The following is a 15,252-nucleotide window of genomic DNA, read 5'->3' as shown; positions in this document are numbered from 1 at the left end:
CAAAGGGAGCTCAAGCCCATAAGGAGGGCCTACGAGGCATGGGTCGAGGCCGGACTTCCGCTCGATTGGGACAGGCAAGCCTTCGAGGCCGAGCGCAAAATGGATTCTAAAAAACACCTTGCCAAATAGGAGCGTCAGACCAGAAGTGCCCCCGTTCGTAGCTCCGAAGGAGCAGAACGGGGGCACTTCATTGGTCGAGGACGTTTTCAAAACCAAGCCCGGCCCCGGCCGGACAGCCCACGAACGCTACAAGTTCTTGACACCCATCGCGCGCATGGCGTTCAGGATGGCGATGATCGCCACGCCTACGTCGCCGAACACGGCAAGCCACATGTTGGCGATGCCCAGCGCTGCCAGCACAAGGATCAGCAGCTTAACGCCCAGCGCAAAGATGATGTTCTGCCAGACGATCGTCATGGTCTTGCGTGCCACGCGGATCGCGCGGGAAATGTTGGACGGCTTGTCGTCCATGAGCACGACATCGGCGGCCTCGATCGCAGCGTCAGAACCCATAGCGCCCATGGCAATGCCCACATCGGCGCGCGTAAGCACGGGCGCATCGTTGATGCCGTCGCCCACAAAGGCGAGCTTGCCCTTGCCACTCTCGGTTGCAAGCAGCGCCTCGACGCGCTCGACCTTATCGCCCGGCAGCAGCTGCGCGTGGAACTCGTCGAGACTGAGTTGCTTGACCACAGACGCCGCAACCTCCTCGCGGTCGCCCGTGAGCATGACGGTGCGCTTGACACCGGCGGCGTGCAGGTCGCGAATCGTTTGCTCAGCATCGGCCTTGACGGTGTCTGCAATCACGATGTGGCCGGCGTACACGCCGTCAACGAGCACATGCAGAATCGTTCCGACGACCTCGCAATCGGGCGCTTCGACTCCGGCCGCGGCGAGCATCTTTGCGTTGCCAACGACGACGTGCTTGCCGTCGATGGTTGCCGTCACGCCATGGCCCGCGTCGTTGGTGGAGTCGCTTACGCGCTTGGGGTCGACCTCGCCCTGGTAGGCGACACGTACGGACTGCGCGATGGGGTGATCGGAGAACGACTCAGCAAGGGCTGCGACTTCAAGCAGCGATTGCTCGGTATAGCCTGCCTCGGGGTGCACCGCCACGACCGAAAACGTGCCGTTGGTGAGCGTGCCGGTCTTGTCGAAGACGACGGTGTCCACGTCGGCGAGCGTTTCGAGGTAGTTAGAACCCTTGATGAGAACGCCTAGTTTGGATGCGCCGCCGATGCCGCCAAAGAAGCTGAGCGGCACGCTGATCACGAGCGCGCACGGGCAGCTGACGACCAGGAAGGTCAGGCCGCGCAGGATCCAGTCGGACCAGGCGCCGGTGACCAAGCCGCCGCCAAGCGCGAGCACCGCGGCAGCGCCGGTGACGGCGGGCGTGTAGACGCGGGCGAAGCGCGTGATAAAGTTCTCAGTGCGCGCCTTCTTTTCGCTGGCATTTTCCACGAGCTCCAGGACGCGTGCGACGGTGGACTCGCCAAAGGGCTTGGTGGTGCGCACGTGGATGAGCCCCGTCATGTTGATGCAGCCGCTGATGATATCGTCTCCGGTTTTGGCCGGGCGGGGGACCGACTCACCGGTAAGGGCGGCGGTGTCGAGCTGGGTTTCGCCCTCGACGATGACGCCGTCGATAGGCACGCGCTCGCCGGGCTTGACCACGATCACGGTGCCGACCGCGATGTCATCGGGGAAGACCTGCTCGAGTGTGCCGTCGGGCTGCTCGACGTTAGCGTAGTCGGGCGCGATGTCCATCATGGCACTGATCGACTTGCGGCTCTTGCCCACGGCGTACGCCTGAAACAGCTCGCCAACCTGGTAGAACAGCATGACGGCGGCGCCTTCGGCCATGTGCGGGTCGGTATCGGGGAAGAGCACCATGGCAAACGCGCCGATGGTCGCGACGGCCATGAGGAAGCTCTCGTCGAAGGCCTTGCCGCGGCGGATGTTGTTGAACGCCTTCTGGAGCACGTCGTAGCCGGCAATTAGGAACGGCACCAGGAACAGCACGAAGCTGGCGTAGATGTCACCCGGGGTACCGAATGCGGCGGTAAGGGCACCGAGTTCGTCGAGGGCATACACCACCGCAAAAATGCCCAGTGCTACCAGGATGCGGTTGCGCTTATGCTTGAGTGATTCTTTTTTCTTGCGCTTCTTCTTTTTCTTTTTGGGGTCGGCGGTGGCCATGACTCGTATCCTCCCATTTGAATGTATGAACACTCGCTCATATAATTTCGCGAGCAAAGGTCGCGGCAAGCGCGGTCTTGCGGGTTGGCGTAAACCTTGGCTAGAGAATGATCTCGCAGTCCGGCTCGGCGTCGGCCGTAAACTCAACAACGCGGTTGAGCACCTCGTCGAACTCAGCATCATCGGCCTCGAGCGTCAGCTTCTGGGTCATAAAGTTGACGGACACGGATTTGACGCCCTCGAGCTTGGCCAGCTCGTCCTGAAGCTCGCGCGCACAGTTGGCGCAATCGATCTCATCGAGCTTGTACTGCTTTTTCATGGTGGGTTCCTTTCCCGTTTTTGCGGCTTGGGTGCAGGCCGCGCTGGTACCGTGGTTGGTTGCTATTCGCAGATATGGCTCATGCCCTGGTTGAGCATGGTGTAGACGTGGTCGTCGGCGAGCGAGTAGAGGATATTGCGCCCGTCGCGCCGGAATTTAACCAGGTGCGACTGCTTGAGTGTGCGCAGCTGGTGCGACACCGCGGACTGCGAGGTTTCGGTCGCTTCGGCGATGTCTGCCACGCAGAGCTCGCGGCCCATGAGGGCGTAAAGGATCTTGATACGCGTGGTGTCGCTGAAGACCTTGAACAGGTCGGCGAGGTCGTAGAGAAGCTCCTCGTCGGGAAGGTCCTCGGGCGAGCAGGTGGTGGGGATCACTGGCTCGGTGGCCTCGGTGTCGGGTTTCGTTTCATCAACGCGGATGCTCATTGCAATATCCTTTCATATGAACATACGCTCAAATAACTTACTTCCGATTATATGAGCGTATGTTCATATGTCAATAACGTTTAAGTAATTCATCGCACAAAATGATGGGGAATAGTGGACGAGATTCCGGATTGAGCGGTTTTGATAGTCGATGCCGAGGTGGGTGCCCCCGCGCCGTGCAAAAATTGGAGTATTCTGCAACTATAGGGGGTCTGTTTATCTATTTCGGGCCAAATAAAGCCGCTCAAGAGTTATCCAAGGGCGGTAAACAGATAAGATCTTCCTCAAGTGTTGCCTAACGTTCCCGTTCGATAGCGTCTTTGTTTCTCATTTGGATTAACTTGTGGGTGCTGGAGGGCCGACCCTGCTGAATACTCGCAATTTTGCACATCGCTAGGGTACCCACCTTGTTAGCCGGTCTAGCTTCCGGCCCCGAAGATCCTGCCCTCGGGCGCGAGGCTGCTTGTTTGGGCAAATGATGGGCTGTCGGATTCGACTGTCTGCATGTCATCGATTGCTGTAACTTCATTAATTGTCGGGTCATCCAGCGTGATGCCTTCGAGTGTTGCTTTTTCGAGGTCGATTCGTTGGCGCTCTTCGGAATCCTGGCGAAGCTGCTTCTGAATTCGCCTTTTCTCTTCTATAAACCTTCTGAGCACAAACTGTCTCAGGTCCTCTTGCATGATTTGAAAGTCTTTTGGTAGACGCGAGGGGCGTACGCCCTCTTTCCGCTGGATTGCTTCCATGACCCTAACGAAAGAGCTGGCATGCATAAAGGAATAACGGCTGACGGTGATGATTCCGTATCCCATGGACGCAAGCGCATTCTTGCGTTCCTCATCGATGGCGCGGTCTTCTTCCGCGTCATGATAGAAACCGTTGTATTCAATGTCTGTGCGAGATTTCTTTAGATACGCATCCATAAAGAACTTTTTGCGTCTCGTGAGATTCTTTGCGGCGGCGGTGACCTGCACCTCGTAATCGGTCTCAATTCCCTTAATACCAAGCCCTCCTTCGCTTTTGGGCAGCGTTAGCATCATGACAAATGCCGTTTCCATGGGAGACCGGCATCCGTCGCGTACACATTGGATCGCCTTTCGGGCAAGGGCCAAACCGTCGCATCTGGTAATGGAATTAAAGAACTGCTTTAACCTCTCGGTCGAGGTGAGCGCGAAACGCTCGTTATAAGAGGTGGAAGAGCCGGTTCCAAGGGAGTAAGCGCTGCACAATTCAAAGTAGTACTCCACCAGTTCGCGAAAAGGGAGATAGGTGGCGGCTTGAAGTGCGCAAAGCTCAACGCCAACAATGAAGATGCCATCTTCAAGCTCTATAAAGCGTGAGTTCGAGAATCGTTTTGACGAAACGTGGCATTGACAGTTCATTGCATAGCGCGCATTCCTGCGATCAAACACCATCACCTCGAGGGAATCATTTGCGTCGAGGGAAACATCATTTTTGGTGAGCCATTCTGTGGCTGCGTCAAGGAGCGTTCCGGTGGGACATGATCCCTAAATCGCGGCAGGACTACAGGATTCGATGCCTTTCGCAGACACCGAATGCGCGGCCTGGTAGACCGCTTTTGCAGTGGTATGTGACAATACGATACTCATGGTATATATCGTGTCAGCTAATGCCGTGTTGATGGCACTGAGTGGAAAAGCCGTTTTAGAGGTCTAACCAAATGCTGTCCAAAAGCTTGACGCAATTATGAGTTGGTATGCCCTAAATAAAAGTTTTCGCAGCTTAGCTATAGCATATAAATACTCAATTGCTGCACATTTGATATCGATGTATCACCATCCGACAACGAATTGCGTGTTGGGAATTGGTCGAAATCGTTCAAAATGAGGGTTCAGAATTTGTGATGGCAGATCTATCTGTGGAACGTAGGGCGGCCCCGCTGCGGGGTTTCCCGCTGCGAGGCCGCTCGTGATCTACGTCGGAGTTTGTCGTAGACGTTTCTACTTGGCAAACAGGTTCTTGAGGTTGAACTCGGCTTGGACGGTGCGGAGCATGAGGTCGGTGTCGTCGAGGCCCAGGTGCTGCTCGTTGGCGTCGGCGGCGAGGGTGCCGCGGCGGCGGGCCCAGTTCTCGAGCGCGGCGGGCGCGGACTCGCGGGGGAGCGAGCGGACGTCGGCATCCAGGCTGCGGCAGATCTGGCGCGAGTCGATGACGATAATCTTGCCGGCGCGGCGTGCCTCGGCGTAACCGTCCAGATGAATTTTGAACCAGCTGTCCTCGAACGCGGCGTTATGCGCCATGTACGGGTATTTCTTCATAAGCTTGAGCAGCTGCTTCTGCAATTCCTTGTTCTCGCGGAACGGCTTTTTGCCGTCAATGTCGTCCCAGGTGATGTGGTGGATATTCGACAACGGCACATCCTCGCCGCGGTAGATGTCGGGCAGGCCACAGTAGTGTGCCTCGGCGTCATGCGGCACGGCGTCGCTGGTGAGATCCATGATCTCCCAGCCCACGTTGATGATATAGCCGCGCTCGGGTGCACGGCCGGTGGTCTCGATGTCGATACCGAGCACGGTGCCCTGGATGGGCTTGCGGGCGTAGGCCACGCCGAGCGCGTCGCGGTCGCCGCGGATCTCGCGCATGACCGACGCGGCGGTGCGCTTTTGCATCTTACCGATGGCGGCGCAGGTGTCGGCATCGGACAGGCCGCGCGAAAGCGTCGCGGGCGTCACGTTGCGCAGGCGTGCCTCGCCAATCTGGTCGCACAGGTCGCGGTTGCGGTCAGCCAGGTCGCGCACGGTGGCAAAGTCGAAGCTGGGGTCGCCCTCGGCGGTAAAGTACTCGGTTTCGAGCACCTTAAGGGCCTCCTCGCCCTTCTGGCGCTCGGACTCCATGGCGCCGTGATCGCCATAGATAAACATGGGAATAAACGGCTGGCGCTCGTATTCGAGTGCTTGTGAAACGTTCATATAACTGCTCCTTGGACGGGCCGCACCGCGCGGCTCGGGTTCATTGAGATGTGGCGAGATGATAGTTTACCATGGGCAACTATTGGCATCGCGCCTAGGACAACTACAATACCCTAGTTGACCGCTAGGACTTTTACAATGCTGCCGAAAGACATGAAAGGTTCCATCCGTCATGGATTTGCTGATTGATATTCTGCTCGACGCCGGCAAGGACACGCTCTCGCTGGCGCCGTTTTTGTTGGTGACGTATCTTGCTCTCGAGACACTTGAGCACGTTGCGGGCGACCGCGTCAACGGCGCTATCAAGCGCGCCGGCGCTGCGGGTCCCGTGGCTGGCTCGCTGCTGGGCATTGTGCCGCAGTGCGGATTTTCGGCCATGGCAGCAACGCTGTACGCCGGTCGTGTCGTGACCTTGGGCACGTTGGTGGCGGTGTTCCTTTCGACCTCCGATGAGATGCTGCCGCTGTTGCTCGCCGAGCAGGTGCCCGTGCAGACCATGGCGATGCTTTTGGCTTCGAAGGCACTGATCGCGCTGGTCACGGGCTTTATCGTGGACGCGGCTATCCGCGGCCTTCGTCGTAATGCCCGCGCGCATGCGGCGATTCGCCGTACCGTGCTGGGGACCGCTGCCAATCCGGCTCATGTGAACTGCGCGCACGACGACCATACCGGGGGCGACATCATTGATGAAGTGGCCGAGGCGGGCGTGAGCGCCGACCACATCCACGAGTTGTGCGAGCGCGACCATTGCGGTTGCGATGATGATGAAGATGAACACGAGCGCGACCACGGACACAGCCATGACCACGGTCACGCAGGCGAGCATGAGCACCACCACGGCCATGGGCACGACCACGGTCACTCCCACGAAGGTGCGCCCGTCCTGTCGATTATCCGCAGCGCGATCTCGCACACCGTGCAGGTTTCGGTTTTTATTTTCCTGGTGACGCTGATTCTAGTTGCCGTGCTCGAGACCTTCGGAGAGTCCGCGATCGAGCAGTTCCTGCGTGGCAACGAGACGCTCGCCGTCTTGGGCTCGGCACTCGTCGGCCTGATCCCCAACTGCTCGGCCAGCGTGGTCATTACGCAGCTGTACCTGGAGGGCGCGCTACAGCTGGCGCCGATGCTCGCCGGCACGCTCATTTCCGCCGGCGTGGGCTATCTTGTCCTGTTCCGCACCAACCGCAGCGCTCGTGAAAACGCCGTGTTCCTGGTCATGATGTACGTCATCGGCGCCGGCTGGGGCCTTATCCTATCCGCCTTCGGCCTCTAAGTAGGCCTAAAAAATGGGCTTCAAATAGCCATGCTCGGCGCCTGCGCAATGCGGCGACGCATGGCATTTTGAAGCCCGTTTTTTGTTGAGCCATGGATTCCGAGCGCTCACACCGCTCAAAACAAAAAGGTAGATTTCCGGGCATGTCCCGAAAATCTACCTTGGTTAGCGCAGCAGCTCGGTGAGGTTGCGCTTAAAGCGGGCCCGGTCTTCGCTGGTAAATGCCGCCGGACCGCGAGTGCGACCGCCGGCGCGGCGCACCTTCTTTTCCTCGTGGCGAATAAACAGTTGCATGTCGATGGTCGCCTTATCGTAGACGCGCCCGCGCACGCCGATGGCGGCGGCATCGCGCCCGAGCACCATGCTCGCCAAGCCAATGTCCTGCGTCACGACTACGTCGCCCGCCTGCAGGCGTTCGACAATGGCAAAGTCGGCGCTGTCGGCGCCCACGCTCACATCGAGCGTCGTGACCCAAAATCCGCGTCGCGCATGCTCGACGTCGCGCGGATCGTCGCGGCGAATGTGGCGTTCCAGGTTCTGTGTGCTGTTGCCGGCGATAACGACGGCGACGCCCGCCCGCCGCGCGCAGTCAATTGACTCGCGCGTGACCGGGCAGGCGTCTGCATCAATAAAGAGCGTTCGCGGCATCTAGTGCACCAGTTTGCCAAATTGAATAGCGCGAACAATCAGCGTTACGCCAAACACCAGCAGTGCGGCGCCGCTAAAGATGACGAGCATCTTGGCCGACCACAGCGGATAGATAAACACGAACATGCCGGCGATGATGGAGAGCGCGCCGCTCAGGATGGCGAGGGCACGGTTGGACGAAAGCTCGGACTCCAGAATGGACATGACACCTTCGACGATCCAGCCAAAGCCGGCCACGATAACCACCATCGTGGTGAGCGTCGCGGTCGAGAAGGCCTGGTTGCGCAGGATTATGACGCCGCCCAAGATAATGAGTAGGTTGGAGATGATGCTCGTCACGCGCCAGCCGGTGGGCAGCAGTGGCTCGAAAACAGCGGTAAACAGCCTGATCGCGGCCGTGATCACAAAGTAGAAGCCCAAGACGGTCGTTAAGAAGACGAGGGACTTGGCGGGCGCAAACAGCAGTGCGATGCCGGCGACGAGCGCCAAGACGCCCGTGATGGCGTAAATCCAGCGCACGGCCTTGACGGCCTTGCCTGCCATGCTTTTCTCGTCAAATCCAAACTGGCTCGATTTTTGGTCATCATTCTTAAAGATGCCCATAATGTCTCCTTTCCGTGCGGCGTAAGCCTTGATCGTTACGACCAGTATCGCCTAAAGGCGCTGACGTATGGGTCGGGGAGGGTGAAACGTAACCCAAAGGCCCCGAATTGTTTCCGTTGTTCCCCACGTCGCGATTTTCTATTCAACAGGTGTAGAACATTGCAGCCCTGTTCGTTATTGCCTACGTTTTAGGTTAGATTTTCCTAAGAACAATTGCCCGAAATTGGGGGTCCCTATGAACGAAACAGTTCCCGCGGCGCCGTCTAGCGCGGAGTCGATGGCAAAGCAAGGTTGCGAAAAGCTCGGCCTGGACACGTTTGACGCGCTGGTCCGCCGCGCCCGTACGTGCCGTCGCTTTGACGAGTCCATGCGCGTGCCGCGCGAGTTTTTGCTCGAGCTGGCGGAACTGGCGCACCTGGCTCCCTGCGGCGCCAATGCTCAGCGTCTGCGTTTTCATGTGGTAAGCGGTTCCGAGGACTGCGCTCGCGTGTTTGACGAGCTTGCATGGGCCGGCGCGCTTAAGGACTGGTCGGGTCCTGCCGAGGGCGAGCGCCCGACCGGCTACATCGCGATTCTTGCCGAGCGCGCCGTTCCGGGCAAGCCCGCCGCTCCTATTACCGAGGTCGACACGGGCATTGCCGCGCAGACGATGATGCTCGCCGCCCGCAGCGCCACGCCCGAGGTGGCTGCCTGCATGTTCAAGGCCTTTACGCCCCACGCGATCGATGCCATGGGGCTCGATAGCGACAAGTATGAGCTCAAGCTGATCATGGCGTTTGGCGTTCTGGCCGAGACGCAGGTGATTGATGCGATCGATTCCAACCCCGACGGCTCAATTAATTACTGGCGCGACGAGGCGCAGGTGCACCACGTACCCAAGCGCCCGCTTGCCGACGTACTGGTGTAGCTGAGCGTCACCGCGGTGTGATCCGGCGGTAAACCACCACAAAGGTACCTGTCCCCTTTGCGGTGGTGCGAGGGGAGGACGTGTGGCAGATTTGTATTTGGTGCGGCATGGGCAGACTGAGCTCAATGTGCAGAACATTTTGCAGGGCGGGCACGATTCGCCGCTTACGGCGCGCGGGCGCGAGCAGGCGCTGGCGACGCGCGCGGCGTTTGAGGCGCGTGGCGTGACCTTTGACCGTGTGTATTCCTCGCCGTTGGGCCGGGCGCGGCATACGGCTGAGCTAATTGCTGGTGAGGGCCGCTCGATAGAGCTGGTCGATGACCTGCGCGAGTGGCATTTGGGCTCGCTGGAGGGTACATCAAATCGCGAGATGCCGCCGCAGCCCTGTGGCGATTATCCGGTGGCCTTTGGTGGCGAGTCTGAAGGCGAGCTCCAGTCGCGCATGGTCGCGGCGCTGTCCCACATCATGGCCAGGCCGCAGCACGACTGTGTGCTGGCAGTCTCCCACGGCTCTTCCTGCCAGGAGTTTCTTGAGTATGTGACTGGCGGGGGAGAGCTACCCGACAACGGTGCCGTGCTTCATTTTGGCTATTGCGACGGTGCGTTTTCGCTCCTTGATTGGTAACGAACGAAAGGACCCCTATGAATAAAGACCTGTATCTGGTTCGTCATGGGCAGACAATATTCAACCTTGAGCGCATTATTCAGGGTTGGAGTGACTCGCCGCTCACGCAGCTGGGATGCGACCAGGCGGCACGTGCCGGCATGTTCTTACGTGCGCGCGGCATTGAACCCGATCATGCCTACACCTCCACACTTCATCGCACCGAGCAGACTATCGCCAACCTGTGGCCGGGCTTGGCGTACGAGCGCCTGGACGGTCTGCGTGAGTGGTTCTTTGGCGACTTTGAGGCCGAGCGCGTGATGCTTATGCCCGAGCGGCCGTGGCGAGATTTCTATCGTCAGTTTGGCGGCGAGGGCCAGATGCAGGTGCGCGAGCGCATGGCGGCGACGATAACCGATCTTATGCGACGTCCGGACCACGAGTGCGTGCTCGCGGTGAGCCACGGCTCGGCTATCAAGGAGTTTTTGGACCACGTGCGGGGCGCGGCGGCCGACGAGCGCGAACGCGTGCCGGGCAACTGCTCAGTGCTGCAGTTTGCGTTTGACGATGCGGCCGATACGTTTGAACTGGTCGAAGTCTTTACGCAGGAAGACTACGCGCGCGAGCTGGGGCTTGAACCGCTCGTGGCTACTGCGGGTCCGCAGCGCGGATAACGCGAGCGCGGCGGCACGGGTCGTCGGCATAACTTCTCGACGCAAAAGGGGCGGAGATGCATGTACCTGCTGCATCTCCGCCCCCTGTTTGTTGGGCTGCCGATTTTTGTGCTGGACGGTCTGGTCTTGCTAGAACCGCGCGACCTGGTGCGTGAGCAGACCCGTCGGAACCTGCGCCGCGCCGCCGCTGACCTGCGCGGCGGGGAAGAGCGCAGCTACGGCAAAGTTGAACGGCTCTTTGCCCGTGTAGGTGCCGGCGGCACGTGCATCGTCGGCCAGGAGCTGTGATGCCTCGACTAGTGCGACAGCGTAGGCAGGGTCGTCGGCCAGTGCCGGCTCCGGCGCCTGGTCGAGCATGGCGCGGATGGCCCCGACGGCGTCCTCGCGCTTGACCTCCCACACGCGGTGCGTAATGCCGGCGGGGTCGGTGACGGCATAGAGTGAAGCGCCCTCTTTTGCGGCGCCGAGGATGATATCCATGACGGGAGAGGCTTCGTAGACAAGCGTTACGGGACGGGGCTGTACCTTGAGGTCGGCGATTGCGCGCGCAGCGGCGGTCGTATCGGCGGCAACCGCGTCGCCGCCCGCCAGCGCACCAACCGGGCAGATCGCCACGACACCCGTCACACGTCCCGGCTCGCCCGAGCATTCGTACACGTAATACGCCGCACCCGGGTCCTTGAGCATCAGACCATCGGCAATGGCTCCGCGCAGAGCATCGTTGCCGCTCAGGATGCTGCCCATTGCAGGCAGCGCCTCGAGCACGCGGTCCTGAGCCGGGCGGATGCAGGGAAACGGAAGTGCTTTCATGGGCGGTCCTAACGCACGAGTCGGTTTGTTCGCGGCTTATTATGCCCCAACTTGGCCGCTCGCGTCCCAGAGCACGTTATCGGCGAGCGCGATTAGCACCTGCTGACAACGAACGATATCGGCGTGGGGCACATATTCGTTGGGCTTGTGCGCGAGCGCGAGCGACCCGGGACCGTAGCTCATGCAATTGCGGTTGTCTGTCTTGCCGGCAATGACGGCGGTGTCGGTGTAGCCGGTAAAGAAGCCGACGGTCGTGTCCGCGTCCGTCACGTCATCGGCGGCACGCTTGAGCGCTGCTAGAAGGGGAGAGTTCGGGTCGCGCTCGATGGCGGGGCGGTCGCCCGTCACGGTGTAGCTGCCATGGCAACCGGGAACGGCGGCTTCGGCGCCGGCGATGGCCTGCTCTACCATGCGCGTCGCGGCGGCCGTATCGGTCGGCGGGGTCAGTCGCATGTCGACCCAGGCTTTGGCGCGGTCGGGTACGACGTAGGGGCGATATCCGCCCTCGATTTGGCCAAACGTGATGGTCGAAGGCCCCAGCTCATCGTGCGCGGGCAGCGCCACAAACGCGCGACGGAGCGAACACACGACCTCGGCCATGGCGGCGACGGCATCCGCGCCCTTCCAAGGCTGGCTCGCATGCGCCGTGACGCCGGTCATCTCGATCTCGAACCACGTGCGACCCTTGTGCGCCACCTGGATCTGTCCGTCGGTGGGCTCGGTGTCCAGCACCCATTCACGCGAGCCGACCCAGCCAGCATCGATGGCTGCCTCTGAGCCGCGCATAAAATCTTCCTCGTCGACCGAGCAGATGAGCGAAAAGCCGCGGCGGGGCAGCGCGCCATCCGCCGCCACGCGCTCGAGCGTATGGACCAGTGCGGCAATGGCGCAGGCCAGGCCACTCTTCATGTCGCAGGCACCGCGGCCGTAGAGCTTGTCGTTACGCACAACCGCTCCGAGTGGCGGCGTGTTTGCGTCCCAGCCATCGCCCAAGGTAACGGTATCCATGTGGCAGATATAGACCAGCCGCGCCTCGTCGCTCAAACCGGGCACGGTGACCATGAGATTGCGGCGTCCGGTCAGCACCTCGAGTTCCTCAACCTGCACGGCATGGAGCACCGGATGGCTCAACCGCCCCAGTTGAGCCTCAACCAACGCTTTGATATAGCGTTCAATCTCGCCCTCATACGCACCTGGGTCGGAACTGTCGATCCGCACGAGTCCTTGCGTAAGCCGCCAAGCAAAATCTGTATCTACCATAGGCACCTCACAGATAGTTAGGTCAACATACAGATTGTATGCCAAGAAGCGGCTCAGTGCATTTAATGGAGCGCTCACAAAAATGGGGGCGCCTCTCGTGCGAAAGGCGCCCCCGCGGGCATTCAATGTCAGCGACGGGCAGGCCACATGGGGAACTGCCCGTCAGATCAGCCGGCGCTACTTGATCACGCGCACGCGATACATCGACGGAATCTGCTTGAGCGCCTCGATGGTGCTGCTGTCCAGGTGCTCATCGGTGTCGAACATGGTGTAGGCGTTCTCGCCGGCGGACTCGTTGGTCATACGCTGCACGTTGGCGTTGTCCTTGGCCAGGATGGCCGTGATCTGGCCGATCATGTTGGGCACGTTGGCGTGCAGGCAGGCAATGCGGCTTGCGGCGCGCGCCTTGCCCATGCTGCAGGCGGGGTAGTTGACGCTGTGCGCGATGTTGCCGTTCTCCAGGTAATCCTTGAGCTCGCTGATGGCCATGTCTGCGCAGTTGGCCTCGGCCTCGCCGGTGCCGGCGCCCGAGTGCGTGGTGATAAACGTATTGGGCATCTTGACGGTCTTGGGAGTGGCAAAGTCGCAGCTAAACCAGCTGAGCTTGCCTGCACGCAGGGCGGCGTCGACGGCGTCCTCGTCAATGATGGTCTCGCGTGCGTAGTTGATGAGCACGGCGTCCGGTGCCAGCAGGTTAATCTGCTCGGTGCTGATCATGCCGATGGTGTCGGCCTTGCTGGGCACGTGCACGGTGAGGTAGTCGCAGCCGCGGCAGAGATCCTCGAGCGTGCCCACGCGCTGCACCTCGCGGCTCAGCACCCACGCGTGCTCAACGGAAATGAACGGATCGTAGCCATAGACGTCCATGCCCAGATCGACGCAGGCGTTGGCGACCTTGGAGCCCACGTTGCCCAGGCCGATGACACCGATGCGCTTGCCCTTGAGCTCGCGGCCCACAAAGGCCTTCTTGGCCTTTTCGGCATCGACCTGAATCTCGGGGTCGTCGGCGTTGTCACGCACCCAGTTCATTGATTGCACCACGCCGCGGCTCGAGAGCACCAGCATGCCCAGGACGAGCTCCTTGACGGCGTTGCTGTTGGCGCCGGGGGAGTTAAAGACGACGACGCCCTTCTTGGCGTACTCCTCGACGGGGATGTTGTTGACGCCGGCGCCGCAGCGGGCGATGGCACGGATGCCCTCGGGCAGCTCGTAGCCGTGCAGGTCGGTCGAGCGCATCAGGATCGCATCGGCCTCCTCGGCGGTGCCCACAAACTCGTAGCCCTCGCCAAACTCGACCTTGCCGTCCTTGGTAATGTCATCGATGGTTTTAATCTTGCGCATGGAAAACTCCTTAGCAGGTTTTGATCTAAGCAGGGTGGTCTGAAGTGGCTGGTCGGCCCGCGCGTTGCGGGCTAGTTAGATCGCGGACTCAAACTATGCTGTGCTTCGAAGTCCTTCATGTACGAGGCCAGCGCCTGCACGTCCTCCATGGTGACGGCGTTGTACACGCTGGCGCGCATGCCGCCGACGAGGCGATGGCCCTTGACGTTTTGAATCTGGCGCTCGGCCGCGCCTGCAACAAAGGCCGCATCGAGCTCAGCGTCGCCGGTGCGGAAGGTGACGTTGGCGATGGAGCGGCTGTTGGCCTGCGTGGTGCCATGGAACAGCTCGCTGTGCTCGAGCAGGTCGTAGAGCAGGTTGGCCTTGGCCCAGTTGCGCTCGGCCATGGCGGCAAGTCCGCCGGTCTGCTCCACCCAACGGAACACCTTGCCGCACACGTAGATGCCAAAGGTGTTGGGCGTGTTGAGCATGGAACCCTTGGCGGCCTGGGTCTTAAGGTCCAGGTACTGCGGCGTCTGCGCAAAGGCGGGGCCTTCGGCGATCAGGTCGTCGCGCACGATAACCACGGTGACGCCCGCGGCGCCGGCGTTTTTCTGAGCGCCGGCGTAAATGAGCCCGTAGCGCTCAACGTCGAGCGGCTGCGACAGGAAGCAGCTCGAGACATCGGCGACTAGCGGCACATCGCCGCAAGCGGGCAGCTCGTGGTACATGGTGCCAAAGATGGTGTTGTTTTGGCAGATGTAGACGTAGTCGAGCCCGTCGCCCGCGGCCTCGTCGGCAATGCGCGCGTTGATGTCGGCCATGTTGGGAATGCGGTCGAAGTTGGTGTCCTCGGAGCTCGCGAGCAGCACGGCCTCGCCGTACTTGGCGGCTTCTTTGTATGCCTTGTTGGCAAAGTTGCCGGTCACGATGTAGCCGGCGCGGCCGCGGCGCATGAGGTTCATGGGGATGCCCGCAAACTGCAGTGTGGCGCCGCCCTGCAAAAATAGGACACGGTAGTTGTCGGGGATGCTCAGCAGGCGGCGCAGGGTTGCCTCGGCGTCGTCGATGATCTGCTGGTACATGCTAGATCGATGGCTCATCTCGAGCACGGACATGCCGCAACCGCGGTAGTCCATCATCTCGTCGGCGATCTCGGCGAGCACGCTTGTGGGCAGTGCGGCCGGGCCAGCTGAGAAGTTGTGCACACGTGCCATCTTCTAGTTCCCCCTCGTAGTCGTTTGAACGTTCGGGATACTTTAGCACAGTGGAGCGCC

The 15,252-nt window shown here is 60.6% G+C and carries 15 protein-coding genes; 4 read left to right on the top strand and 11 right to left on the bottom strand.

Annotated features, from left to right (window positions below; genetic code table 11):
• Window positions 1-246: 246 nt before the first annotated feature.
• The 5 genes from I4W09_RS06020 to I4W09_RS06000 all read right to left on the bottom strand — a co-directional run bounded on the left by I4W09_RS06020 (window position 247) and on the right by I4W09_RS06000 (window position 5,876).
• On the bottom strand, window positions 247-2,199 hold the full coding sequence (locus I4W09_RS06020) for a heavy metal translocating P-type ATPase (protein ID WP_196032800.1): 1,953 nt from the start codon (window positions 2,197-2,199) through the stop codon (window positions 247-249).
• 100 nt (window positions 2,200-2,299) lie between these two features.
• Complete coding sequence (locus tag I4W09_RS06015) at window positions 2,300-2,518, bottom strand: cation transporter (protein WP_022095001.1); 219 nt, start codon at window positions 2,516-2,518, stop codon at window positions 2,300-2,302.
• A gap of 62 nt (window positions 2,519-2,580) precedes the next feature.
• Complete coding sequence (locus I4W09_RS06010) at window positions 2,581-2,946, bottom strand: ArsR/SmtB family transcription factor (protein WP_082437811.1); 366 nt, start codon at window positions 2,944-2,946, stop codon at window positions 2,581-2,583.
• Between the two features lie 419 nt (window positions 2,947-3,365).
• Window positions 3,366-4,361, bottom strand: coding sequence for a putative endonuclease domain-containing protein (locus I4W09_RS06005; protein ID WP_196032796.1), 996 nt, complete (start codon window positions 4,359-4,361; stop codon window positions 3,366-3,368).
• A 546-nt stretch (window positions 4,362-4,907) separates the two neighbouring features.
• Window positions 4,908-5,876: a 3'-5' exonuclease gene (locus tag I4W09_RS06000; protein ID WP_117639708.1), complete on the bottom strand. Its 969-nt coding sequence runs from the start codon at window positions 5,874-5,876 to the stop codon at window positions 4,908-4,910.
• Window positions 5,877-6,048: 172 nt separating this feature from the next.
• Between I4W09_RS06000 and I4W09_RS05995 the strand changes: the two genes are divergently transcribed.
• Window positions 6,049-7,149, top strand: a complete 1,101-nt coding sequence (locus I4W09_RS05995; RefSeq protein ID WP_195361775.1) for a putative manganese transporter — start codon at window positions 6,049-6,051, stop codon at window positions 7,147-7,149.
• A gap of 165 nt (window positions 7,150-7,314) precedes the next feature.
• Here I4W09_RS05995 and I4W09_RS05990 read toward each other — a convergent pair whose 3' ends face one another.
• Both I4W09_RS05990 and I4W09_RS05985 read right to left on the bottom strand, forming a co-directional pair.
• Entirely contained in the window at window positions 7,315-7,797 is a 483-nt protein-coding gene (locus I4W09_RS05990; RefSeq protein WP_055310731.1) for a YaiI/YqxD family protein, read from the bottom strand.
• Complete coding sequence (locus I4W09_RS05985; RefSeq protein WP_035137275.1) at window positions 7,798-8,400, bottom strand: HdeD family acid-resistance protein; 603 nt, start codon at window positions 8,398-8,400, stop codon at window positions 7,798-7,800.
• A gap of 235 nt (window positions 8,401-8,635) precedes the next feature.
• Between I4W09_RS05985 and I4W09_RS05980 the strand changes: the two genes are divergently transcribed.
• The 3 genes from I4W09_RS05980 (at window position 8,636) to I4W09_RS05970 (ending at window position 10,585) form a co-directional block, all read left to right on the top strand.
• Window positions 8,636-9,307, top strand: a complete 672-nt coding sequence (locus tag I4W09_RS05980) for a nitroreductase family protein (protein WP_196032793.1) — start codon at window positions 8,636-8,638, stop codon at window positions 9,305-9,307.
• A gap of 82 nt (window positions 9,308-9,389) precedes the next feature.
• On the top strand, window positions 9,390-9,932 hold the full coding sequence (locus I4W09_RS05975; RefSeq protein ID WP_196032790.1) for a histidine phosphatase family protein: 543 nt from the start codon (window positions 9,390-9,392) through the stop codon (window positions 9,930-9,932).
• 17 nt (window positions 9,933-9,949) lie between these two features.
• Window positions 9,950-10,585: a histidine phosphatase family protein gene (locus I4W09_RS05970; protein ID WP_196032787.1), complete on the top strand. Its 636-nt coding sequence runs from the start codon at window positions 9,950-9,952 to the stop codon at window positions 10,583-10,585.
• Window positions 10,586-10,714: 129 nt separating this feature from the next.
• On the opposite strand, the gene I4W09_RS05965 is transcribed toward I4W09_RS05970, so the two are convergent.
• The 4 genes from I4W09_RS05965 to serC all read right to left on the bottom strand — a co-directional run bounded on the left by I4W09_RS05965 (window position 10,715) and on the right by serC (window position 15,192).
• Window positions 10,715-11,395 carry a DUF1015 family protein gene (locus I4W09_RS05965; protein WP_196032784.1) on the bottom strand — a complete coding sequence of 227 codons (681 nt, stop codon included), beginning with the start codon at window positions 11,393-11,395 and terminating at the stop codon, window positions 10,715-10,717.
• 39 nt (window positions 11,396-11,434) lie between these two features.
• Window positions 11,435-12,655 carry a M20 family metallopeptidase gene (locus I4W09_RS05960; protein WP_196032781.1) on the bottom strand — a complete coding sequence of 407 codons (1,221 nt, stop codon included), beginning with the start codon at window positions 12,653-12,655 and terminating at the stop codon, window positions 11,435-11,437.
• Between the two features lie 177 nt (window positions 12,656-12,832).
• Window positions 12,833-13,996, bottom strand: a complete 1,164-nt coding sequence (locus tag I4W09_RS05955; protein ID WP_022095013.1) for a phosphoglycerate dehydrogenase — start codon at window positions 13,994-13,996, stop codon at window positions 12,833-12,835.
• A gap of 71 nt (window positions 13,997-14,067) precedes the next feature.
• Complete coding sequence (serC, locus tag I4W09_RS05950) at window positions 14,068-15,192, bottom strand: 3-phosphoserine/phosphohydroxythreonine transaminase (protein WP_196032778.1); 1,125 nt, start codon at window positions 15,190-15,192, stop codon at window positions 14,068-14,070.
• Window positions 15,193-15,252 lie beyond the last annotated feature (60 nt).

It is taken from the genome of Collinsella aerofaciens (genome assembly GCF_015670795.1).
Taxonomy (GTDB): domain Bacteria; phylum Actinomycetota; class Coriobacteriia; order Coriobacteriales; family Coriobacteriaceae; genus Collinsella; species Collinsella aerofaciens_Q.
Note: the sequence above shows the minus strand (reverse complement) of the source record. Positions and strands in the feature narration are given on the sequence as shown.